A 23,629-nucleotide genomic window follows, 5' to 3' on the forward strand; every position below is an offset into this window, starting at 1 on the left:
CCGAGTGACTAAACGCAGCCAACACCCCCACAGCGTGAAGTATGAAGAAAATTATGAATTAGCGATAAACTGGGAGCGAATCTCCTGCAATTCATCTCGGACTCGCGCAGCCGCTTCAAATTCAAGATCTTGAGCATGCTTATACATTTGCGCTTCAAGTTGCGAAATCCGTTGCTCCAGCTCTTTTGTCGACATCGATTGGATATCAACCGAATTATTATTTTTACCATTGTCTTTCGTGCGGTTTTTTCCTTTACCACCCACTTTGTGACCAATTTGCAGAATATCACCGATTTTCTTATTCAAACCTTGTGGAACGATGCCATGCTCTTCGTTGAACGCCATTTGTTTAGCACGGCGACGCTCTGTTTCTGCAATCGCTTTTTGCATGGAGTTGGTTATCCTGTCTCCATAGAGGATTGCCTTACCATTTAAGTTACGAGCCGCACGCCCTATGGTTTGAATAAGCGAACGTTCTGAACGCAAGAAACCTTCTTTGTCCGCGTCCAAAATAGCCACTAGAGAGACCTCTGGCATGTCCAAGCCTTCTCTTAATAAGTTGATCCCAACCAGTACATCAAACTCACCAAGTCGCAGGTCACGAATAATTTCCACACGCTCGACTGTATCGATATCTGAGTGAAGATAACGCACTCGCTCACCGTGCTCTTCGAGATATTCCGTTAAATCTTCTGCCATGCGTTTTGTTAAAGTGGTGACTAATACACGCTCATTTTTCTGCACACGGATACGGATTTCAGACAATAAATCATCCACTTGGGTAGTAACTGGGCGGACTTCAATAATCGGGTCAAGTAGGCCAGTAGGCCTAACAACTTGCTCAATCACTTCATTGCCTGATTTATCGAGCTCGTAGTTACCCGGAGTAGCCGACACATAAATAGTTTGAGGGGCTAAGGCTTCAAATTCTTCAAAGCGCATTGGGCGGTTATCTAAAGCAGAAGGGAGACGAAACCCATATTCAACTAAGGTTTCTTTTCTTGAGCGATCCCCTTTGTACATCGCACCGATTTGCGGGATGGTAACGTGAGATTCATCCACCACCAGCAAGCCATCTGCGGGTAAGTAATCGAATAGTGTCGGCGGCGGCTCGCCAGGAGCACGACCCGATAAGTAGCGTGAATAGTTTTCAATACCTGAACAATAACCGAGCTCATTCATCATTTCTAAGTCGAATTGCGTTCGTTGAGTAATACGTTGCTCTTCAAGTAATTTATTGTTTTCTAGTAATACTTTTCGTCTATCCGCTAATTCAACCTTAATTTGTTCCATTGCTTCGAGAATACGCTCCCTCGGTGTGACATAGTGCGTTTTTGGATAAACGGTGAAACGAGGGACACGATGTTGTATTTGCCCTGTCAATGGGTCAAATAATGACAACCGTTCAACTTCGTCATCAAACAACTCAACACGTAAGGCATACTCGTCTGATTCCGCAGGAAAAATATCGATAACCTCACCACGAACTCGGAAAGTCCCTCGCGTAAAAGCTTGGTCATTCCGCGTATATTGCAAGTCTGCTAAACGCCTTAAAATTGAGCGTTGGTCGATAATCATGCCATCCGTCAGGTGCAGCATCATTTTTAAGTAGCTGTCAGGGTCACCCAAACCGTAAATAGCCGAGACAGAAGCCACCACAATCACATCACGGCGTTCGAGTAAGGCCTTGGTCGCAGATAATCGCATTTGCTCAATGTGTTCGTTTACAGACGCATCTTTTTCAATGAAAGTATCTGAGCTTGGGACGTAAGCTTCAGGTTGATAATAGTCATAGTAAGAAACGAAATATTCCACAGCGTTGTCTGGGAAGAAGGCTTTCATTTCGCTATAAAGCTGTGCCGCTAAGGTTTTATTATGCGCCATTAACATGGTAGGCCGGTTCTCTTGCGCAATAACGTTGGCAATAGTGAACGTCTTACCGGACCCCGTTACCCCTAATAGGGTTTGATGAGCAAGTCCATCTTGTAGCCCTTCCCTTAACTTATGGATGGCTTCGGGTTGGTCCCCTCCCGGCTGAAAATCAGAATACAGCTTAAAATCCTTACTCATATTAACGCCCCTTAACTAGTTTCTCCCATTATGATACTGGATAAAAAACCAGCTTCAAGTATTGAAGCTAAATTTTCTGTTATTCTCCGTTCTAATATGTTTATAGAAATGTTATCCCCAAAAAAGTGCTTGACCTTTTTGAAACTTTATATTTTATGCTATTGCATTTTTATGCCGTATCTCAAATACAAATTGAAGGCTTGATTTTATTTAACCACTTGTATTTATTATAAATTAATTTAAAGTCCAGAATCACATCAAATAAAGTCAAAGCCGCTTGTCGCCTAGCGTAGAACTTGTTTTATAACGTTAATACACAAGGTTATCCACAGAAATGGTGGATAACTCTTGAAGCCCTTTAGGCCCATGGATTCACAAGATCCCTAAGATTTGTTCAATAGAGGCTAAATGACAAAAAGATGGCAGTTTAATGAAAAAATTTTTACGTAGTAACTGCGATGAAAAACAGATTTTATATTTTTTATTAAGATCTGAGTGGTATTTTTACTGAAATACTTGACAGTATTTCAGTTGAGAACGTTAAAAAAGATCGGATCTCTATTTAACAATTGATCAGCCCCAAGCACTTGACTTACTTGGGGGGAAATATTTATAAATTTTATATAATCAAAGAGTTAATAAAGAAAGATCCAAATAGCTGCCTAATTCACCGTTAAGTGTGTCTTGATGTGGGATCACACCTAAACAAGGTGCCTTAATCATTCGATTAAGTGTCAACAAATATTGTGCTTGAAAACGACCAGCAGGTTCAACTTCATTGGCGACCCAACCAACCACAGGCAAACCTGAAGCTTCGATAGATTCCATGGTTAACAATGCATGGTTTATACAACCTAACTTAACACCAACCACTAAAATAACGGGTAACTGCTGCTCAATCACCCAATCTGCATACGTTTTTTCTACGGATAACGGGGTATACCAGCCACCAGCACCTTCCACTAATAACCAATCAGCTTGAGATTTCAAATAAGTCAACCCTTGATTGATTATTGAAAATTCAATAGGTTGATTTAGTTCTTCACTAATAATATGTGGCGAAGTAGGTGCTTCAAACACAATCGGGTTAATCGCCTGATAGGGTAATTTTACTCGGCTATAGGCTTGTAATAATAACGCATCGCTATTACGCAACCCATCCACCGTGAGTTCACTTCCAGATGCAACGGGCTTAAAGCCCACCGTATTCAAACCTTGATAACCTGCGGCTTGCAGTAAAGCACAACTTACAACGGTTTTCCCTACTTCTGTATCCGTTCCTGTTACAAAATACACTTTAGTCACGGTAAATCACTCCAAACACCGTATGATAAGTTAAAGGTAAGCCTTGCTCTGTCATTGGATAGAGCAAGGCAAGTTGCTGCAAATGCTGCCGGGTCACTAGCCCTGCTTTACGCCCAGTGCTCAAATGTGTCGCGCCAATTCCTTTCAATGAATGAAGCAGTGCTATTAACTCAGGGAAATAGAGTGTATCCTTCTGAAAAATAAGTTTATGTCTCCATGACTGGCAACTATTTCGTATCTGTTGAACACTGAGAAAGGAATTCACATGCGAATAGCCGTCAAGTGAATGCCAAGCTGAAGATAATTCGGTGAGAGAATGCTCTGCAAGCGTAGTGAACACCACAACTCCACCCGGTTTTGTCACCCGATACAATTCGCTTAATGCTTTACTCAGATCTTGGCACCATTGGACCGATAAATTTGAAAAAACCACATCAAAGGTTTGTGAATCTAATGGAATGGATTCTATATCCGCACATAAATAATGATCGGCCACAGCTTTCGTTTGTGCCATTTCAAGCATTCCCACAGAAAGGTCTAATGCGGTGATGCGATGTCCTTGATTTTTCAATTTATGGCTAAAATAGCCCGTACCGCACCCTGCATCTAAAATATGCAATGGCGCCGTTGATTGTGAGCAATTTAAGACTGAAGTCAGTTGATCAAGGAGTTGTGTTCCTGTTGATCGTTGATAACTTGCCACTGCATCATAACTCTTAGCTGCACGGCCAAATGCCGCTGCAATTTTATGCTTTTCACGACTGAGCGATAAAGTCATGTAAAGCCTCCAATAATTGATCGATATCTTGACGTTGGTGTGCAGCACTTAATGTGATCCGTAACCTAGCACTACCAGGCGGAACCGTTGGCGGCCTGATAGCTTGCACCCAAATATTTTTTTTGCGTAAAAAATTGGCTAACTGTTGGCTAGCTTGGTTTTCGCCAACAATTAATGGCTGAATAGCCGTCGTTGAATGGGTCAGTTGCATGCCATGAAAATCAGCATTATGTCTAAAATATTCAATATGTTGCTTAAGGTCTTCTCGTGCCTGATCTGCGAACTGAATTTGCTCAACGGCCGCCAGAAGAGCAACGGCCTGAGCCGGAGGCATCGAAGTGCTATAAATTAAATGGCGTGCAGATTGGATAAAAAATTCAGCCGTTGGCTCATCACACAGCACCGCTGCGCCACTTAAACCAAATGCTTTACCAAATGTCACGACTAAAATTTCAGGTTTAACCCCACTCGCAAAGCAGCTACCACGGCCTTGTTCTCCGATAACGCCAATACCGTGTGCATCATCAACCATCAGCCAAGCATGCTGATTTCTTGTTATTTCTTGTAATTGTTGAAGAGGAGCGCTATCACCATCCATACTAAAAACGCCTTCTGTAACAACAAGCGTTTTACCCGAAATAGGCTTGCGGATTAAGTTTTCGAGTGATAACGGGTTATTATGATGAAAGCGCCTTAATTGAGCCCCCGAATGAATTGAGGCTTCCATGATCGATGCATGGCTGAGCTTATCCGCTAAGATACGATCATTTTCCGTCATTAATGCCGTGATCACCGCATGGTTCGCAGCAAAGCCAGAAATAAACAATAAGGCTTTTGGGTAGCCTAGCCAACCCGCGAGCGCTTGTTCTAATTTATCATGTGCTTTGGTGAACCCTGTGATATGTCCCGATCCCCCACTCCCCACGCCATATTCATCGGCACCACGTTGCCAAGCGGCAACCACTTGGGGATGGTGAGATAACCCTAAATAGTCATTGGATGAAAAGTTGAGATATTCTTTTCCGGAAAAATAAAGAGACCGACCATTCGCATGATCAATGCACTGACGTTGACGCCAGATAGACGCCTGCTTACGCTGCGCTATCTGGTTTTGTATAAATGATTGCCAAGTCATTATACTGCAGCGTTATAAAATTGAGCGTTATCAGCAGTTAACAACGTTTCGGCTAACTTAGCAGCTTGATGGTTATCCCCTTCGTCGGTTTCAATACGCTCAGGGTTAATATTCAGTTTTCTAAATAGTGCCAAGTCTTTGTTTTCATCCGGGTTTGGCGTCGTTAATAATTTACACCCGTAGAATACGGAGTTTGCGCCGGCCATAAAACATAATGCCTGAGTTTGCTCATTCATGTATTCACGGCCAGCTGACAGCCTAACGTATGACGTTGGCATCATGATGCGTGCAACGGCAATAGTACGAATAAAATCAAATGCATCGACATCTTCGTTATCTGCCATTGGGGTGCCTTCCACTTTCATCAACATGTTGATCGGCACACTTTCTGGCGGTTTCGGTAAATTGGCTAATTGGACTAATAAGGCCGCTCGGTCACTAACTTTTTCACCTAAGCCTAAAATCCCACCCGAGCAGACTTTGATCCCTGCATCTCGTACATTTTCGAGTGTATTTAAGCGGTCTTGATAACTGCGAGTCGTAATAATATTGCCGTAGTATTCCGGAGAAGTATCAAGGTTATGGTTATAATAATCTAACCCTGCTTCTGCTAAGCGTTGAGCTTGGGCGTTATCAATCATTCCCAGAGTCATACAGGTTTCCATCCCGAGTGACTTCACTTCTTTCACCATCATTTCCAAATAGGGCATGTCACGTTCTTTTGGGTTACGCCATGCTGCGCCCATACAAAAACGAGTTGAACCTGCTTGTTTCGCTTTTTTCGCCGATTCCAAAACTTGCTGAACTTCCATTAATTTTTCAGTTTCTAGCCCTGTTTTATAGCGGGCGCTTTGCGCGCAATACTTACAATCTTCAGGGCAAGCCCCAGTTTTAATCGATAACAAAGTACTGACTTGCACTTGCTGAGGGTCGAAATGTTGGCGATGAATTTGCTGTGCCTGAAATAATAATTCAAAAAAAGGCATTGAAAACAGTTCATTAGCTTGTTTTATTGTCCACTGTTTTAATTGGCTCACGGAAACGCTCCAGTTGAAAAAGTTGTTGCCAGTTTAAATATTGCGATTATCATGTCAACTAAAATGATCTAAAAAAGTTGACGATGATAGCAAATGGATAACGTAGATATTCAATTTGATGCCAAACATATTTGGCACCCTTATACCTCGATGAGCCAGCCAATTCCGGCTTATCCGATTGTTGAAGCCCATGGAGCCGAGCTAATCATGGCCGATGGGGAAAAATTAATTGATGGGATGTCTTCATGGTGGGCAGCCATTCATGGTTACAATCACCCTGTATTAAACCAAGCGGTCACAACGCAATTAGCGAAAATGTCCCATGTGATGTTTGGCGGAATTACACACCCACCCGCAGTGAATCTATGCAAACAGTTGGTAGCAATCACGCCAGAGCCACTCGAATGTGTCTTTCTTGCCGATTCAGGCTCCGTGGCGGTTGAAGTTGCACTGAAAATGGCATTGCAATATTGGCAAGCCAAAGGGGAAAAGCGTCAACGGATCCTCACATTACGTCACGGATATCATGGTGATACCTTCGGTGCAATGGCCGTATGCGACCCTGATAATTCAATGCATGGCCTGTATAAGGGGTATTTACCTCCGCATATTTTTGTGGAAGCCCCACTATGCGGTTTTTACGATGAATGGGACAGTGCAGATTTGCACCCTCTTGAGGTACAACTTGCCGAAAATAGCCATGAAATTGCAGCGATCATCCTTGAACCGATTGTTCAAGGCGCTGGCGGAATGCGCATCTATCACCCTGAATATTTAAAGGGAGTTCGCCATTTATGTGATCAATATGGTCTATTATTAATTGCCGATGAAATCGCTACGGGGTTTGGTCGTACCGGCAAATTGTTTGCTTGCCAGCATGCAAATATATCGCCCGATATTATGTGTTTAGGAAAGGCATTAACCGGTGGTTATATGACCCTTTCTGCAACAATCACAACCCGCCACGTTGCAGAAACTATTAGCAATGGGGAAGCGGGTTGTTTTATGCATGGCCCAACCTTTATGGGTAACCCACTTGCCTGTGCCGTTGCGGATGCTAGCCTGACCTTATTGCTCAACAGCCCTTGGCAGAAAACAATTGCCACTATTGAACAACAACTTAAAGCTGAGCTAACACCATTAGCAGCCCATCCTAGCGTAGCAGATGTGAGAGTTCTTGGTGCAATTGGCGTGATTGAAATGAAGCAGCCAGTCAATACTGCTGTTTTACAGAAAGCATTTGTGGAAAATGGTGTTTGGGTTCGCCCATTCGGCAAACTGATTTATGTAATGCCACCGTACATCATCACCCCAGAGCAACTGAGCAAAGTGACGAATACGATGGCAAAAGTGTTGGGATAACTCAATAAATTCAATCTTAATCTAAGTCGATTTTTAACTAGATTTTTAACTAGATTTTTAACTAGATTTTTAACTAGATTTTTAACTAGATTTTTAACTAGATTTTTAACTAGATTTTTAACTAGATTTTTAACTAGATTTTTAACTAGAGAATCTTCTAAATAATTCGAGTTATAGCAAGGCGGCAATCGAGGATATCTTGAGGAGCATACACCAGTATGTGACCCAAGTAGCCGAGTGAAGCCAACACCGCTATAGCTCGAAGTATGACGAAGATTAAAGGATGGTGACCCACATAGGTCCTTTCCCTACCCCATAGCGTGCTAATAAACGCAATTTTCCCGTAATCGGGTCAATTTCAGAAACTGAAATGTGATCTGATTTTTGCCCACTGGAAATTAAGAAACGACCTGCCGTATCAATATTAAAGCCCCTTGGGTGCGTCTCTGTTGGGTAACGTGCTTCTAATGTTAGCTCGCAACCGTCATCAGAAACCAGATAGTGGCTGAGGTAGCTTTCAGAACGTTCACTAACATACAAATGGCGGCCATCTGGCGTAATATGGATATCGGCAGCCCAGCGCTGGCTTTCGTTACCTAATGGGTAATTTGCCAAGGTTTGCATGTTACGATAGCGAGTGAATTTACGATATACGCCTACCGTTGAATCTAACTCATTCACACAATAAATGACCTTTTCAGTCGGATGGAAGGCCAGATGGCGAGGACCAGATTTTTCAGCCGTAGTAATTTGGTCTGCAGTTGCTTCGGTTAAATAACCATTTTCATGTAAATCGAATAAACGGATATGGTCTTCACCTAAGCAAGGCACCCAAAGCTGTTGATTATCAACATCAACATGAGACGAATGTGGATTTTGCAATCCTTCAATCACTTGAACGACTTGGTTTGGTACACCTTCATCATTGATAGTCAGAACTGATAGATTATGTTGATGATATGAAGGAACAAATAAATATTTGCCCGTGTTATCCAATGATAAGTGAACTGGCGTTCCCGGAACGAATGTTTCTGCTTTTAAACGCAGTGTCCCTTTGCCTTCAATTTCATAGGTTACGACACGAAAATTCGGGCGCACACCAATATAAAGGTATTTTTTATCATGGCTTAATACCATAGGTTGCACTTGGCCCGGTGTTTTTACTGTTTGTAAAAGAGTAAGTTCCCCAACCTCATTCATCGACCATACGTGAATTTGCTGACTTTCGGGACTCGCAATATAAACAACCTGATTCATCCTGACTCCTTAATTCATGATAAAAATACAAAACCGCATCTATAGTCCACTACATTGGCTTCACTATACCCTATATTATGCAAATCACAGTGAGTAAATAGCGCCAAAGTTCAGCGTCATGAATTTAAAGCTACAATTAATTCATCCAATAACTCAGAGGAGGATGCTGACACCAAACTTCCCCCATTGATCACGTTTGTTTTATTACCATTAATATTTGCATAATAAACTCCAGCTTCAGTAAGGCAAGGTAAAATAGCAGCGATATCCCATGGTTTCATTAACGTATCAATAGCACAATCGATCCTTCCTGCTGCTACCATTAAATGCTGATAACAATCATTTATAAAAACCATATCTTGAGCAGAATTAACGACATTTGATAGATTGTAAGCTTTGTTACCTTCTCTGTTATCAAAATTGGTACTGTGTATACCTGATATCGAAACAACAGCTTCGCCTAATTTTTTCGTTTTTTTTATCTGAGTGCATATCCGTTTTGGTGCAAGATCACCTTTTTTAGACCAACACCCGTTCCCTAACGATGCATAATATATAGAATCAATAGCGGAAAATGATATAACTCCGACAAGGGGAATGCCACTTTCAACATAAGCAATTAACGTACTAAATAATGGAACGCCATACAAAAATGCTCGTGTTCCATCAATAGGATCTATTATCCATCCGGTAGAAAATTCACCTTCAATATTTGTTCCGAACTCCTCCCCTAAAATAGGAATATGTGGAGTTCTCGCCTGAAGTACTTCTCTTATCACATTTTCTACTTTAAGATCTGTAGCAGTAACAATAGTGTTATCTATTTTTCTGGTAAATGTACCAGCTTCGTAAAAACCTTTTAGTAAATATTTACTAGCAGTATTAGCGGCTTCTAAAGCAATATTTAACACTGTAGAACTCCTTAACTAGCTTTTTGGTAACTTTTTGAGCGTTCGAAATTTCAACTCTGCAATTTACTAAAAAAACTCCTCATTATCTTAAAATTTTAAAATCATAGTCGATATTGAGCTTTTCACATCAAAAGTATCTACCTAAACAATATGGAATATCTGTCTCTGACAGACAACCTCAACACCACTATATATATCGTGCCAAGAACAAATAATAGTGATACTAAAACGGTTCAGTTCGTTACTATTATCCGCTATGATGATAAAACAACCTTAGCTTACTAACATGAATATGGTAGTTTATAGCTGTGCTCAATATATCCTCATCTCCTATACTGATGCTGCCAATCATCGTATAGATAACTCTAAAATCACGTGGAGCCGTTTATGTCATACCGCGTTATTGCGCTCGATCTTGATGGAACACTGCTTGATCACCAAAAGAAAATTCTACCGGAATCTCTAGCTGTCTTACAGGAAGCCCGTCGCCAAGGCGTTAAGGTCATCATTGTGACAGGTCGTCATCATGTCGCTATTCATCCGTTTTACCAAACCTTAGACCTTGATACCCCCGCGATCTGCTGCAACGGAACTTATCTATACGATTATTTAGGCAAAAAAGTCCTAAAATCTAATCCAATGACTCTTGATTCAGTCACACAAATGATCGACAAACTGCGGGGTACTGATATTCAGCATTTAATGTATGTTGATAATGCGATGCTCTATAACGCACAAACAGAAGGTATTAAACGTACATTAAATTGGGCTGAATCCTTACCTGTTGCACAGCGTCCAACCATTGAATTTGTTGAAGATTACGCTAATGTGATGCATAACTATGATTCTATTTGGAAATTTGCTGTTAGCTCACCAAATACAGATCAACTTCACCAAGTCGTTAGTGAAATTGAAAATGACTTTGGTTTAGATTGTGAATGGTCTTGGATGGATCAAGTGGATGTCGGTCGTAAAGGTAATAGTAAAGGCCAACGCTTAAAGGAATGGGTTGAGTCCCAAGGGATGACAATGAATGACGTCGTCGCTTTTGGCGATAATTTCAATGACTTAAGCATGTTAACAACAGCTGGCTTAGGTGTCGCGATGGGCAATGCAGTTGATGAAATCAAACAGCAAGCCAAGCTAGTAACCCGCATCAATACTGAGCCAGGTATTGCGGAAGTGATCCGTAAATACGTTCTGTAACGTCCAATTATTTTATCAATTCAAGGAAAGCTCAGCTTTCCTTTTTCTGTTTTCTATTGCCACAGCGCCAAGGACGACGAGTAATTATAGATGACGTGATAGTGATACAGCCTTCACTTGCGCATACACTTTTCGCCCCTTGCGAATAGACAGCTCATCCCTTGCCCAGCGGGTAATACGCGCCCATAAATAATGTTCTTCGCCTAAATCTAATTTCACATCCACTTGTTCGCCGTTTTCAATCCATTCAACCACTTCTGCGGCTAAAATATTTCGAATACTGCTCACTTGTGGTTTTTCAAGCACCAAAGATACATCCGATGCATCAATACGTATCCGAACGTTAGTGCCTGGTTGTGCCTCAACACGTGGGATCCACAGCTTTTGGTTACCCACAACCACCGCTGTCATCTCATAATCAGGGTGCTGACTATGTACAGTTGCACTTACCACACTGCTTAACGTTTCTTGCTGTAACCAAGGGCGCAATGCACTACTAGCCCAAACCTCTTCAAGGGGCCCAAATGCCTTAACCTTGCCCTGCGCCATCACAATGACTTTATCTGCAAGGCGTAAAATTTCATCAAGACTATGACTGACGTACAAAATGGGAATTTTCACGTCTTGAGAGAGTTTCTCTAAATACGGCAATAATTCCCGTTTTCGGGGTAAATCCAAAGACGCTAACGGCTCATCCATCAGCAAAATTTCAGGCGCGGTAAGCAATGCACGTCCAATCGCGACTCGTTGTTTTTCACCACCAGAAAGGGTTATCGGGTAGCGATTGAGTAATTTTTCAATACCAAGCAGCCCGACGATATCGTCGAAGCGGGCTTTCATTTCAGGCGCCATGCCATAACGCAAATTGCTTTTCACCCGATAATGAGGAAATAACCGTGCATCTTGAAATACATAACCGATATGGCGTTGTTCCGGCGGTAAACAAATTTTCTTTTCAATATCCACTAACGTACGGCCATTGAGTACAATGCGCCCTTTATTCGGTTTAGTTAGCCCACCGATTACATTGATAAGCGAGGTTTTACCTGCACCAGAAAGCCCAAAAACCGCAGTAATACTTTCCGTTGGCAATTGCGTTTTAACTTCTAACTGTAAGTCGCCTAATTTTTGCGAAAAATCGAGTTCTAACATATTAGGCCACTCCCAAACGCTTTTTACCCCAGCGGGTTAGCCACTCGGAGATCAATAATGAAATCAAGGCTAAAATAATCGCAATGACACATAACCGTGCAGCGTCTACTTCCGCCCCTGGTGTTTCAATTAAGGTGTACATCGCTAATGGGATGGTTTGTGTTTCACCTGGTATATTCGAAACAAAAGTAATTGTGGCGCCAAATTCACCAAGTGAACGTGCAAATGCTAACACTGTTCCGACAATAATACCGGGAAGAGAAAGCGGGATGGTTATCGTGAAAAATACCCGTAATGGTGTCGCACCTAGTGTCCTCGCGGCTAATTCCAATTTTTGGTCAACCGCTTCAAGCGCTAAACGAATAGCACGCACCATTAGTGGAAATGCAACCACGGCAGACGCAAGCGCAGCACCCCGCCAACTAAAGGTAAAGCTAAAGCCAAACCAGTTATATAGCCATTCACCGATAAAACCGCGTTTACCCATACTGATCAATAATAAATACCCCACTACCACTGGTGGCAATACCAGTGGTAGATGGATAATACTATCAAGCAGTGTTTTTCCAGGAAAATTACAGCGAACCAATACCCACGCCATTAAAATACCTAATGGTAAACTGAAAATTACAGCTACACTGGATACTTTTAGACTTAGGTAAATCGCTTCCCATTCATAAGGACTTAACATCTGCAAAAAAATGCTCTCTTAACGTTTATTTAGTACGAGGTTCAAAACCGTAACGTTTGAATACTTCTGAAGCCGCAGGGGTTTTTAAGTATTCATAGTAATCACGCGTTGCTTGGTTATCTTGATCTTTAACAATTGCCATTGGGTATTCAACAGGTTTATGGGTATCTGCTGGGAATACACCAACAACTTTAACTTTTTGGCTAGCGACAGCATCCGAGCCATATACAATTCCTAAAGGGGCTTCTTGGCGCTCAACCAATGCCATACCACTACGTACGTTATTAGTACGTGCTAATAGTGGGTCAACCGTTTCCCATGCACCTAAGTTGCTTAACGCTTCTTTTGCATAAATACCAACAGGCACGTGATCAGGGTCACCGACTGCTAACCGACCACCATCTAACAGTTTTTTCCAATCAGTTTGTTTATTAATTTCGACTTTATCAATTTTTGCATCTTTCGGTGCGATTAACACCAATTCATTACCTAATAATGTATAGCGTGTATCTTCGACCATCAACTTTTTATCGATAGCATAATCCATCCATTGCTGGTCAGCCGAAATGAATAAATTAGCGGGGGCACCTTGCTCAATTTGGCGTGCCAACGTTGAGGACGATGCATAAGAAGCAACAACCTCAACCTGGGTGTCTTTCTTATATTGTTCTGAAATTTCATTCAATGCATTCGTCAAAGAAGCCGCTGCAAAAACCGTAATTTTATCTGCTGCAAAGCTATGGCTAGCTATAGATAACGTCAATGTTGCGCCCGCGAGAAGTGATACCAAACCTTTTTTCATTTTTATCTACCCTAGTATTAATCGACACGTTATATATAACAGGACACAGCGATAACTTAAAGTCAAACTCGCGATAAAAGTGTGCTGGCGCAAGAAATGATGCAATTTTGTTGCATGTTTTCCCTAAAAGATAAATTAACTGTTCAAAAAACACACAAACATTCAAATCGTTTTTCTATAGAAAACTTTCTATTCCCCTTATAACTTTATCGGCACAAGTTGTGCATATTTCAGTATTCCATTCCACTTTTACAAACCACATAGCAAAGGTAATTATATGGTGTCCTTTCCGACAAAGCTTAGTACGCACTTTATTGCAGAATTAACAGTCGAACAGTTTAATGGACTGTTTGATAAAGAAATAGCATCTGAAACCTTAGCTTCTTTAGCAAAATCGGCTAGTGATGGGAACTTAGAGAGTATCGATTTATTACACAATATCGCTCTACGACAAGACAGCGAAGGAAGAAAAGCAGAAAATATTCTGTTTGATTTATTTAGCGGAAAGCTGCCTGCAAAGAAAGGTGTAGATAAAGAAATACAAGAAACTAGCAAAAAATTATATCAATTACACCTTGATACAAAAATAAAAAAACACCTAAAAGACTCGAAACTAACGACCCCTTCTAAGCTGCTTTATATTGTCGGATCTGCAATAGAAAAAGTTATTGATAGACTTGGTTTAACAAAACTATTGATGAAAAATGAACCCACGGAGTCCACTCTTTGGGATAATAACAGGATGATAACAAGTGATGAGATTGACGCAAGCAATAAAAATAACCCAACTTTGCCATCAAATATGACAGTCAATGCCTCAATAGGCCTCATCCAAAGCGGATACAATTTATTAGCCGAAATAATTGAACAAAAAGTCTTAAATAGCAATACATTAAACCAATTCGAATTATTCCCTATCAATGTTAATGATAACCATTGGATCTTGTTTGTGCTCTATCAGGCAGATCCAACACATCAATCAGCGAATAATAAAAAAAAATGCACTCTATTTAATTCATACGATAACGTGAGTACCGATATTCGAAAAGAAATAACAGTGGCAGCCAAAAAGGCCGGTGTTACTGAAGAAGATATCACTTACATAGAAGGAAACATCCAACAGAACGTACCTAATGGTTGTGGATTATTTGTCCTTGCCGCAATGAAACAGTTAACTGAAAATATTCAGCACGATCCTGAGAAAACGCTCAAACAATTCCACCAAGATTTCTTAGATAAAACAATTCATGAACAAGAGCAATTTAATCTTCATGAACGTCGGCAATTATTTTCTACTTACTACGATAACGAATACCGACCATCATGAAATTCCTCTCCAATATGAAAAACCCCCTGACTGCATTTACAGTCAGGGGTCTATAATCAGTCAAACAATAAATTTTGTTAAAAATTACTTGTTTTCAGTGTTGTGATGATGAGGTACATGTGCTTTAGACAGTAAGTTAAAGAACGCGCCCAAACCGTAGATCAACCCCATGATCAAAAACATAACGACTGGAACCATCATCAGGGCAAAACCCAAACTTTTAATTAGTTCAAACATAGGAAAAAGCCTCTTCAGTGATACTGTGCCCACCAGCCTACAAGATACGCCGACGAGGGAAAACTTGACTCTCAGTACATTGAGTATAAATCAAATCAAAATAATAACGCACAATTACGTTATAATGGAGACTATTTTAGACAAAATATTATACTAACGACATACTAAACGTGCTTTTTACGTCTGTCATCACCAGCCACGCCGGAAGGGAGAAATTTATGCAGGCCGAAATTTTACTCACACTGAAACTACAGGGCAGTTTATTTGCGGATCCTCGCCGTATCGCGCTACTAAAACAAATTAAAGCGACAGGGTCAATCAGCCAAGGCGCTAAACTCGCAGGGATCAGCTATAAAAGTGCTTGGGATGCCATCAATGAAATGAACCAACTCACTGATGATATCCTTGTTGATAGAGCGACAGGTGGCAAAGGCGGTGGCGGCACCACACTCACTCACTATGGTGAAAGATTACTCCAACTTTATGATTTGCTTACACAAATTCAACAAAAAGCCTTTGATGTACTTAAAGAAGATAATCTCCCTTTAGACAGCTTATTAGCTGCTATTTCACGGTTTTCATTACAAACCAGTGCCCGTAACCAATTTTTTGGTACCTTAATTTCCCGTGACCATATGCAAGTTCAACAACATGTACAAATTCGCTTAGCTGATAACAGCACTGTGATTAATGCCGCACTAACAGAGCAAAGCGCTAACCGTTTAGGGTTAACGGAAGGGAAAGAAGTTCTCGCATTGATTAAAGCACCTTGGGTAAAAATTACTAAACAACCCAACCCAACAGGCTTTGATAACTACCTTGCAGGGAAAATTACTACTTTAGAGAGAGGTGATGAGAACAGCGAAGTAATAGTGACACTCACAGGCGGTGAAACTTTATGCTCAACCATGCCAAACAGTGAAATTGATAGCCAATCTTTGAAAATGAATAATAGTGTTACTGCACTATTTAATGCTGACCAAGTGATTATTGCCACCCTGTGCTAATTTGTCCTGCTTACTTACTATAAAAGTAAGTAAGCATTCACCTTTTTTTCCTGCCATGCTGTTCAGTTGTTGACTTTATCTTCAATCCTGATTATTTGTGATAGATGACAAGGTAAATAATCATGATAAGGAAGCTTGATGAGCGCAATAACAATACAACATGGCAACTTTAAGCTCAGCGAAATACAGACTTTAGACATTCAGCAACTTAACATCGAAAAAGGAGAAAGTTGGGCTTTTATTGGTGCCAATGGCAGCGGTAAATCTTCACTCGCTCGAGTGCTTTCCAATGAGCTCCCTCCTCTTTCTGGTGTCGTAAAAAATACATTCACCTCTCCAGTTCGTCTATCATTTGAACAATTACAAAAAATCATCAATGAAGAATGGCAGCGCAACAATACGGATATGCTCAGCGATGATGAAGATGACACAGGGTATACCGCTGCTGAAATCATTCAATTTAACCATAAAGACAATGAATATTGTCTCGAGCTGGCCGCACGCTTTGGTATCAGTGACTTACTTTCGCGTCGCTTTAAATACCTTTCCACCGGTGAAACTCGTAAGGTTTTATTATGCCAAACATTAATGGGCAATCCTGACTTGCTAATCCTTGATGAGCCATTCGATGGTTTAGATGTCTATTCAAGAAATCATCTTAGTGAGCTACTCTCTAGTTTGTCTGAAAAAGGCCTCACCTTGGTGTTAGTGCTAAATCGCTTTGATGAACTCCCTGACTTTATTGAAAATATGGGTGTCGTCGCAGACTGCAAGCTGACGATGGCGGGAAATAGAGAGTCAGTACTCGCTAACACGCTAATCACACAATTACAGCACAGCGAGAAAATTAAACAGCTTTCCATTCCTGAAACCGAAGACCCAACCACAGACGAAAAATTGGATGATACGACGCCTCGTATTATTTTGAGAAATGGGACCGTTAGCTACAATGACAAACCGATACTGCACGGTTTAAATTGGCAGGTAAATCCAAACGAACACTGGCAAATTATCGGGGAAAATGGCGCAGGAAAATCAACGTTACTGAGCTTGATTACAGGAGATCACCCTCAAGGGTACAGTAATGACTTAACCTTATTTGGCCTCCGTCGTGGGTCAGGAGAAACCATATGGGATATTAAGCGCCATATTGGGTATGTCAGCAATAGCATTCACCAAGAATACCGAGTCGCAACCAGTGTACTCAATGTCATTATTTCCGGTTTTCATGATTCTATTGGCTTGTACCAAACACCTTCTGACCGCCAAATACAATTAGCGTATGAATGGTTAGCTTTATTAGGTTTTTCAACGCAAACAGCTCAGCAACCTTTCCATAGTCTTTCGTGGGGGCAGCAGCGCTTAGTTTTGATTGCTCGAGCGCTAGTTAAACACCCTGCCATGCTGATTTTAGATGAGCCATTACAAGGCTTAGATGGTCTTAACAGATTATTAGTACTGCGGTTTATTGATGTAATGCTAAGCCAAGGTAACACACAACTCCTGTTCGTTACCCATCATCATGAAGATGCCCCTGCTTGTATTACGCATCGGCTCACTTTTGTTCCTGATAATGGAAAATACCGTTACGATATTGAAGCGATCTAATTTTTGACTTATTTGCCAATAGATACAGTGAAACTATTGGCAAATTTAATCTAATGTTTAATAGATGATAACTAAATTATATAATTACAACCATTTGATTTTGTTTAATTTATTATTATTCGGTTATTTTCAATTAGAAAAATCACACAAAATCATTACACTGCGCCTCTTCTAATAATTTAGACATTATAATGGATATTCTTTATGGCTTGGTTAATGTTAGCCTCTTCACTTGCTACACTTGCAACACATCGTTTAATTGCTCTTTTTTTACTCATCTGCACAATCATTACTGCAGCATTCACACACATTATTGATTGGCAAGCGATTCTACTCTTAGCCTGTATTACGTTAATTGCTATTATTCGTTTGCGTTTCCAACACTACCTACTCATAAAAATCATCAGTGAAATCACCTTACTAATTTGTGCGATCGGGTTATTTATTCACTTATTTCCTGGCTTTAACAACCTGAAATATCTAGATAAAGTCACAGTAGGAACACATAGTGTTCCCTTCACAATGTATTTTAATTTTGATAAGGCTCTCGTTCCTTTTATTTTACTTGCCTGCTTACCAACATTATTTATTTGCCGTCCAGCCAAACATGCAACTAAAGTTCAATGGGCACTATTAGTTATTTTTGTTCCACTTTTATTGCTGATTGCGACTGCTGCTGGTGGGTTAGCCTTTGAATGGCATTTTCCTAGTTGGTTACCTGCTTTTATACTCTGTAATCTATTTTTTGTTTCATTAGCAGAAGAAGCGCTATTTCGTGGCTATTTACAGCAACGCCTAACTCTTTGGTTAAAATCACCTTACCTCGCATTAGTTATTACTTCACTATTATTTGGTGTTGTACATTTTGCAGGTGGGCCGTTGTTAATCCTCTTCGCTACATTGGCAGGTTTGGTTTATGGTCTAGCTTGGATGTGGAGTGGCAAATTATGGCTTGCTGTATTGATTCATTTTGGGTTGAATTTAGGGCATCTGTTATTTTTTACTTATCCATTTAAGTTGGTTGCTAGTTAATATTAGCGAATTGAAAATTCATAATCCCCCATAAACTGGATAATTTTTACCATAAAAAATCACTAACACGAATAATGTTAGTGATTTTTCATTATTATAGCCGAGTTATCTATCGTTAATCTAATTACTAGTTTGATTAACATTCATTGGCTTAATTTCCCCGGACTCAATATTAAGATAAAAATCTCGACTCGGATTTCCTTGTAGATATTTATCAATTACAGTGAAAATACTGCCAAAACGTAATTTAAAAATATTTTCAAATGAACTGCCCGCATTAATTTTGTCAGTCTCATTTGGTAATGACGATAACAAGGTTCCTGTAAGGAACCGATACTGATTTAATCTTTCTACAGGTATATCTTGTAACGCAAGCTCGTCTGCATTACGTAAACGATAAAAATCCACAGCAAGGTCAAAACCATTCCATTTTGCAAAATCATTTAACTGATACCCTGTATTTTTAGCAAGAATAGCAGCTTTATCACTGGCTTTTTTCCATGCATCGGAGTCTTTCTTCAAATAGATTTCGGTGACATTAACAGTCCCAGGGTCCTTTGCACAGATTTCATGATTTTGGCTCAATGGTGCCGTTAATACTTCATTATAAGCTTTCTTTGTGTCTAATTGGCTTAAAATAAGCATCTCTTCACCATTCAAACTAAATAACATTTGACGAATTTCACATGGCCATTCCTCTGGAATAAAACGTAAACGTGTCAGTTCAGTAATATGCCAATTAGTGAAGTCATAATAATTATTTGCGCTTAAAATATCTTTATTCCAAAGATGTGACGAGTTGGTATTTTTGAGATGATCCCACTCTTGCTGATAGTGCTCAAATAACTCATCAAACCGAGGTACATCTTCTATTATAATGGTTTGCACATCAATTTCATTGGCATTTCTAAAATTCAATATTTTATAAGCGGGAACATATGCTGCCATTGAGGGAGCTTGAATATTAAAAAGTAAGCTACCATCCGAATACTTACGTACACCTGTATCATTAAAATGCATATGACCGCCAACGTGAACACCGATACCTGTTTTTGCCATCACATGGCTCGTATCTTCTTTTGGTGCCCTTTCTAACTGAAATTTACCTTTACCAAAAATAGTTTCAAGGTCATCTGCTGCGCCATTATCAAATTCAACCATCGGGAAATGGCTAAACGTGATTAATGTTTTATTTTGCTCTTTCGCGCGCTTTGCAACATCCGCCATCCACTCAACAGTCTGTTGTTTGTGTGTCAACATTTTGTTGTAACCCGCATTCCCCGACCCCGCAAAGTTTTTAGCCGCCTTAGGGTGATTAATATCTGCTTTTTCAGAAGGAACATAGACATTGGCATCAACGGCCATTAACCACAAACCAGGAGTAGGCTCAACAAGGTAACTACTGTCTGCAACATTAAAACAAGGCCCATACCCCTCCTGTTTATATTTACCGCCTGTTCCTTGAGTGCAAATTTCATACTGTCTTTGGTTAAAATCACTGGCTTTTAAGGCTGCTTCATAGCTGTAACCTTGGGAATCATAGTTTGAGTATGGCGTTTCCCAATAAATATCTTCTGGTAGTGGATTAATACCAAACGATTTCATTGCATCCATCACTCGACCATAACCACTATACACCATCTCTTCGGTACAAATTGTCGGTAACTCCGCTCCCGTTTCTATAACAGCCGTTTTTCCGTTATATCCCGTACACTCACTGGCCCCTAAACTAAAGATACGTTGCGTTTTACCATCAATCCCAAGAAAATCTTCCTTTCCTGCTGGCATATCAAATGGGCGGTTCGGATCATGATTTCCTGGCGTTGCAAAGAAACGCATACCATATTTTTGCTCGTACTCTTGCAAGACTTTCACTAGCCCACGTAAGTGAATAGGTTGGCCGTCATCGGTAAAATCGCCAGGTAACGCAATAAGTTTAATACCTTTCTTACCTGCATCATCAAGTGCAGCACGTAGAGCAAAATAGTTTTCATTAAATAAACGCGTAGAGGTTAATTGCGCATACATAGAACGAATAACGGCATTTTGACCACTTTTACTATTTTTTAATCCTTCAAATGCATTATCAGCAAACTGCCCATAGACATCATGAAAATGGATGTCGGGCATAAATGCAACGCGATAATTATAAGATTGAGCCGTAGGGTCATTTGCCATTGCGACAGTTCCAACGAACATTAATGCAAGGGCAAAACCATATTTTAATTTATTGTTCATATTTGTTCCCTTTAGATAATTAACTATTTCTATCAGAAGTTATATGCAATGCCAACACGATAACGCCACTGCCATGCATCACGGTAAGTTTGTCCATTTTTGGCGTATGAACCGTCATCATAGGAAACATACCCTAATTCAACATAAGGAACCCATGTCTTATTACCAATCCAAGACACATTCAGATTATGCGCATAATCCTTTTCTTTACCTTTATATGCGGGATAATCAGTATCAAATTTATATTCAAAGTCATAACTTAATGAGAAATCTTGCAACTTATAACCTAAATAAAAATTACTCTGCCAATAATGTTGATTATCTTTTTTAGGCTTATTAGAGTTATCATAATGCCTTACGCCATAACGTAAACGAGTTCCAATATTAAAATCATCTGTTAAATTATAAGCAGCTTTGACACTGAATTTATAAGCTGTATCCTTATCTCCCGAATCAAGTGCAAAAGAAGGAGTTAAAACAAAATCTTTTGTGGCTTTATATTTATAGCCGACTTCAACCTCATTTCCTTTTGATGATAGGTTTTCACCGAAACCACCATCTCGACTTCTCCATTTTCCTTCAAGGCTAAAATAAGTTCCATTTTGCATGCTATGGCCAATTTTGACACGATCTTCATGGCGATGTTCATCCCCTAACCATTCATGACGATAGTCAATATATGTCGCATTCGCTGCTGTGCAAAATAATAATGTAGAGATACCTAGAGTTAAGTTTTTCATAAACTGATTCCTATAATTAATATTTATTTTTTATTTAACGGTTAAAACAATGAGTTATTAGTTATCTTTTATTTATATATACCTCTTCTATTTTTTGAAAAAACCATTCCATCCTTTTAAATAACTTAAAAGAAAATTAACTTTATTTAAAATTTAAATTTATTTTATATTTTTATCTCACATCCCTAATTCCAACTTTAATAAATCAACAATACCTTCTGATTTTTCCGCATTTAACATTTCATTTCTAAAAGACTCATGCATTAATTTACGTGCGAGGACAGAAAAAATTCGCATATGCTGATTTTCATCTGAATCATTAATTGTTAGCATAATTACTAATTTAACATCAACATTGTCTCCCCACGCGAGCTCATTCGGTAAACGCAATACTGAAATACTACTATGTTTAACAAAAGGTGATTTACAGTGCGGTATTGCAATTGAGAAACCTAATGCAGTACTAAAAATTTCTTCCCTCTGCCATATTGCTTGTTCAACTTGTGCTCCTGAGTCAGCTCGGTGATGAATCTCTAAATTATCAGTTAATCGTTTAATGACCTCCTCTTTACTTTCCATTCTTTCATCAAGAAAAATTAAAGATGGGTCCAATACTGAATAATCAATTTTTGGTTTATTAGTCAAAATAGACAAATGAGATAATTTATCTTTTTCAAGCTTGAACCAATTGTCTGCATATACATCAGGTTCAATAATTAATAAATCGCATTGCGTATCTAATAATAAAACATGAGCAGATTGGATTGATTCAATCATAGAGGATGAAAGACATATTAAAGGAAGAGAGAAAGATTGCGCTAAAATAACGGTATGTGATGTTTCTGCGCCTGAAGCCATCACAATACCTTGCAAATATTCACCTCTCAATGCCAATAATTCGCTTGGAGTTAGTAATCCTTGGCAGATAATAATCGAGTCTTCTGTTAATTTAGGAAGTTGTATTTTAGATTGGATACCAAGATGCCTCGCTATACGCAATCCCAAATCCTTAATATCTAACTCACGTTGGCGTAAATATTCATTACTACTGCTTCGAAATGGTAAGCTGAGCTCCTCAATTGCCATTGATAACGCAGCAATCGCATTATGCGCCTCTCTTGGTTCAAGCAAGCACGCTTCAATATCCTCATCATTCAATAATTGGCTTTGTGCCTCTAGAATATCAACCGCTGCTTTATCAGCTTGCTGAATGTCTAGACTAAATTGCTGACGAGCACTTTGTAACGCAAGTTTTAGTATTTCAGATTGCTCTGATTGTAAACTTGATGGCTCTGACAATGAAATTTTTTGTAAATCAAAGGATTCCATATAAATAGCCCTACCTTTTGCAATACCTTTGCTAACACCGTCACCCTGAATAATTTGGGATAGTGTCCGGCTCAGGTATCTCGGGATCATTCCTTGTTCTGGTTTATCTTTTTTCGGCATTAATCCATCACAATGAATAAACTCTTGCTCAATAAATATCTTTAGTTTTTCATAAGCCAAACTTTCATCATTTCCACTGATTGCAAAATAACATTCATCACCAACAGCGACATCTGCACCAACAAGAGCCAGCACACTTTTCGCATTGGCTTGGCGTTGTTTGCTTTTATTAAAAAGTAAAATATCTGATTGAAAACAAGCTGTTTTTTGCTCAATTGCACTCGCTGGTCTTGCATGAATACCATTTGGTAACTCACAACGAAATGTAAGTAATTTCATTATTTT

20 protein-coding genes are annotated in these 23,629 nt (G+C 39.7%); 6 read left to right on the forward strand and 14 right to left on the reverse strand.

The window, feature by feature from the left end; translation table 11 throughout:
* Nucleotides 1–51 precede the first annotated feature (51 nt).
* The 5 genes from uvrB to bioB form a co-directional block, all read right to left on the reverse strand.
* Nucleotides 52–2,070, reverse strand: a complete 2,019-nt coding sequence (gene uvrB, locus PSE60_RS10720; protein ID WP_115167709.1) for an excinuclease ABC subunit UvrB — start codon at nucleotides 2,068–2,070, stop codon at nucleotides 52–54.
* A gap of 627 nt (nucleotides 2,071–2,697) precedes the next feature.
* Complete coding sequence (gene bioD, locus PSE60_RS10725; protein WP_272665406.1) at nucleotides 2,698–3,375, reverse strand: dethiobiotin synthase; 678 nt, start codon at nucleotides 3,373–3,375, stop codon at nucleotides 2,698–2,700.
* A complete protein-coding gene (gene bioC / locus PSE60_RS10730; RefSeq protein WP_272665407.1) occupies nucleotides 3,368–4,153 on the reverse strand; it encodes a malonyl-ACP O-methyltransferase BioC in 786 nt (261 codons plus the stop codon). Before bioC ends, bioD begins: the two co-directional genes overlap by 8 nt.
* Nucleotides 4,131–5,288, reverse strand: coding sequence for an 8-amino-7-oxononanoate synthase (bioF, locus tag PSE60_RS10735; RefSeq protein ID WP_272665408.1), 1,158 nt, complete (start codon nucleotides 5,286–5,288; stop codon nucleotides 4,131–4,133). Before bioF ends, bioC begins: the two co-directional genes overlap by 23 nt.
* On the reverse strand, nucleotides 5,288–6,325 hold the full coding sequence (gene bioB / locus PSE60_RS10740) for a biotin synthase BioB (RefSeq protein WP_248445337.1): 1,038 nt from the start codon (nucleotides 6,323–6,325) through the stop codon (nucleotides 5,288–5,290). The genes bioF and bioB overlap by 1 nt, the downstream gene beginning before the upstream one ends.
* Before the next feature lie 93 nt (nucleotides 6,326–6,418).
* On the opposite strand from bioB, the gene bioA reads away from it, so the two are divergent.
* Complete coding sequence (gene bioA / locus PSE60_RS10745) at nucleotides 6,419–7,687, forward strand: adenosylmethionine--8-amino-7-oxononanoate transaminase (RefSeq protein ID WP_272665409.1); 1,269 nt, start codon at nucleotides 6,419–6,421, stop codon at nucleotides 7,685–7,687.
* 276 nt (nucleotides 7,688–7,963) lie between these two features.
* Here the strand turns inward: bioA and pgl are convergent, their stop codons facing one another.
* Nucleotides 7,964–8,944, reverse strand: a complete 981-nt coding sequence (gene pgl / locus PSE60_RS10750) for a 6-phosphogluconolactonase (RefSeq protein ID WP_272665410.1) — start codon at nucleotides 8,942–8,944, stop codon at nucleotides 7,964–7,966.
* Between the two features lie 116 nt (nucleotides 8,945–9,060).
* Nucleotides 9,061–9,855, reverse strand: coding sequence for an inositol monophosphatase family protein (locus tag PSE60_RS10755; RefSeq protein WP_109910963.1), 795 nt, complete (start codon nucleotides 9,853–9,855; stop codon nucleotides 9,061–9,063).
* Nucleotides 9,856–10,242: 387 nt separating this feature from the next.
* Here PSE60_RS10755 and PSE60_RS10760 point away from each other — a divergent pair, with 387 nt between their 5' ends.
* Nucleotides 10,243–11,061 carry a pyridoxal phosphatase gene (locus PSE60_RS10760; RefSeq protein ID WP_272665411.1) on the forward strand — a complete coding sequence of 273 codons (819 nt, stop codon included), beginning with the start codon at nucleotides 10,243–10,245 and terminating at the stop codon, nucleotides 11,059–11,061.
* Between the two features lie 84 nt (nucleotides 11,062–11,145).
* On the opposite strand, the gene modC is transcribed toward PSE60_RS10760, so the two are convergent.
* From modC to modA, 3 genes are read right to left on the reverse strand one after another with little or no spacing between them, the layout of a single operon-like run.
* Nucleotides 11,146–12,213: a molybdenum ABC transporter ATP-binding protein ModC gene (gene modC / locus PSE60_RS10765; RefSeq protein ID WP_272665412.1), complete on the reverse strand. Its 1,068-nt coding sequence runs from the start codon at nucleotides 12,211–12,213 to the stop codon at nucleotides 11,146–11,148.
* A 1-nt stretch (nucleotide 12,214) separates the two neighbouring features.
* A complete protein-coding gene (gene modB / locus PSE60_RS10770; RefSeq protein ID WP_094962413.1) occupies nucleotides 12,215–12,904 on the reverse strand; it encodes a molybdate ABC transporter permease subunit in 690 nt (229 codons plus the stop codon).
* Nucleotides 12,905–12,929: 25 nt separating this feature from the next.
* Nucleotides 12,930–13,706 carry a molybdate ABC transporter substrate-binding protein gene (gene modA, locus PSE60_RS10775; protein ID WP_371031488.1) on the reverse strand — a complete coding sequence of 259 codons (777 nt, stop codon included), beginning with the start codon at nucleotides 13,704–13,706 and terminating at the stop codon, nucleotides 12,930–12,932.
* A gap of 277 nt (nucleotides 13,707–13,983) precedes the next feature.
* Between modA and PSE60_RS10780 the strand changes: the two genes are divergently transcribed.
* The gene (locus tag PSE60_RS10780) at nucleotides 13,984–15,033 is read left to right on the forward strand and encodes an ElaD/SseL family deubiquitinase (RefSeq protein WP_272665413.1); all 1,050 of its coding nucleotides are present in this window, start codon (nucleotides 13,984–13,986) and stop codon (nucleotides 15,031–15,033) included.
* Nucleotides 15,034–15,117: 84 nt separating this feature from the next.
* Here the strand turns inward: PSE60_RS10780 and PSE60_RS10785 are convergent, their stop codons facing one another.
* Nucleotides 15,118–15,270, reverse strand: coding sequence for an AcrZ family multidrug efflux pump-associated protein (locus PSE60_RS10785; RefSeq protein ID WP_004909125.1), 153 nt, complete (start codon nucleotides 15,268–15,270; stop codon nucleotides 15,118–15,120).
* Between the two features lie 218 nt (nucleotides 15,271–15,488).
* Between PSE60_RS10785 and modE the strand changes: the two genes are divergently transcribed.
* The 3 genes from modE (at nucleotide 15,489) to PSE60_RS10800 (ending at nucleotide 18,917) form a co-directional block, all read left to right on the forward strand.
* Nucleotides 15,489–16,277, forward strand: a complete 789-nt coding sequence (modE, locus tag PSE60_RS10790; protein WP_272665414.1) for a molybdenum-dependent transcriptional regulator — start codon at nucleotides 15,489–15,491, stop codon at nucleotides 16,275–16,277.
* Nucleotides 16,278–16,415: 138 nt separating this feature from the next.
* Nucleotides 16,416–17,885, forward strand: coding sequence for a molybdate ABC transporter ATP-binding protein ModF (modF, locus tag PSE60_RS10795; protein WP_272665415.1), 1,470 nt, complete (start codon nucleotides 16,416–16,418; stop codon nucleotides 17,883–17,885).
* A 204-nt stretch (nucleotides 17,886–18,089) separates the two neighbouring features.
* On the forward strand, nucleotides 18,090–18,917 hold the full coding sequence (locus PSE60_RS10800) for a CPBP family intramembrane glutamic endopeptidase (protein WP_272665416.1): 828 nt from the start codon (nucleotides 18,090–18,092) through the stop codon (nucleotides 18,915–18,917).
* Between the two features lie 120 nt (nucleotides 18,918–19,037).
* Here PSE60_RS10800 and PSE60_RS10805 read toward each other — a convergent pair whose 3' ends face one another.
* From PSE60_RS10805 to PSE60_RS10815, 3 genes are all read right to left on the reverse strand, one after another.
* On the reverse strand, nucleotides 19,038–21,155 hold the full coding sequence (locus PSE60_RS10805; protein ID WP_272665417.1) for a metallophosphoesterase family protein: 2,118 nt from the start codon (nucleotides 21,153–21,155) through the stop codon (nucleotides 19,038–19,040).
* Between the two features lie 32 nt (nucleotides 21,156–21,187).
* On the reverse strand, nucleotides 21,188–21,895 hold the full coding sequence (locus PSE60_RS10810) for an oligogalacturonate-specific porin KdgM family protein (protein ID WP_272665418.1): 708 nt from the start codon (nucleotides 21,893–21,895) through the stop codon (nucleotides 21,188–21,190).
* Nucleotides 21,896–22,072: 177 nt separating this feature from the next.
* A complete protein-coding gene (locus tag PSE60_RS10815; protein WP_272665419.1) occupies nucleotides 22,073–23,623 on the reverse strand; it encodes a fructose PTS transporter subunit IIA in 1,551 nt (516 codons plus the stop codon).
* Nucleotides 23,624–23,629 lie beyond the last annotated feature (6 nt).

Origin of the sequence: Providencia sp. PROV174, from assembly GCF_028480685.1 — a bacterium.
GTDB classification, from domain to species: Bacteria; Pseudomonadota; Gammaproteobacteria; order Enterobacterales; family Enterobacteriaceae; genus Providencia; species Providencia rettgeri.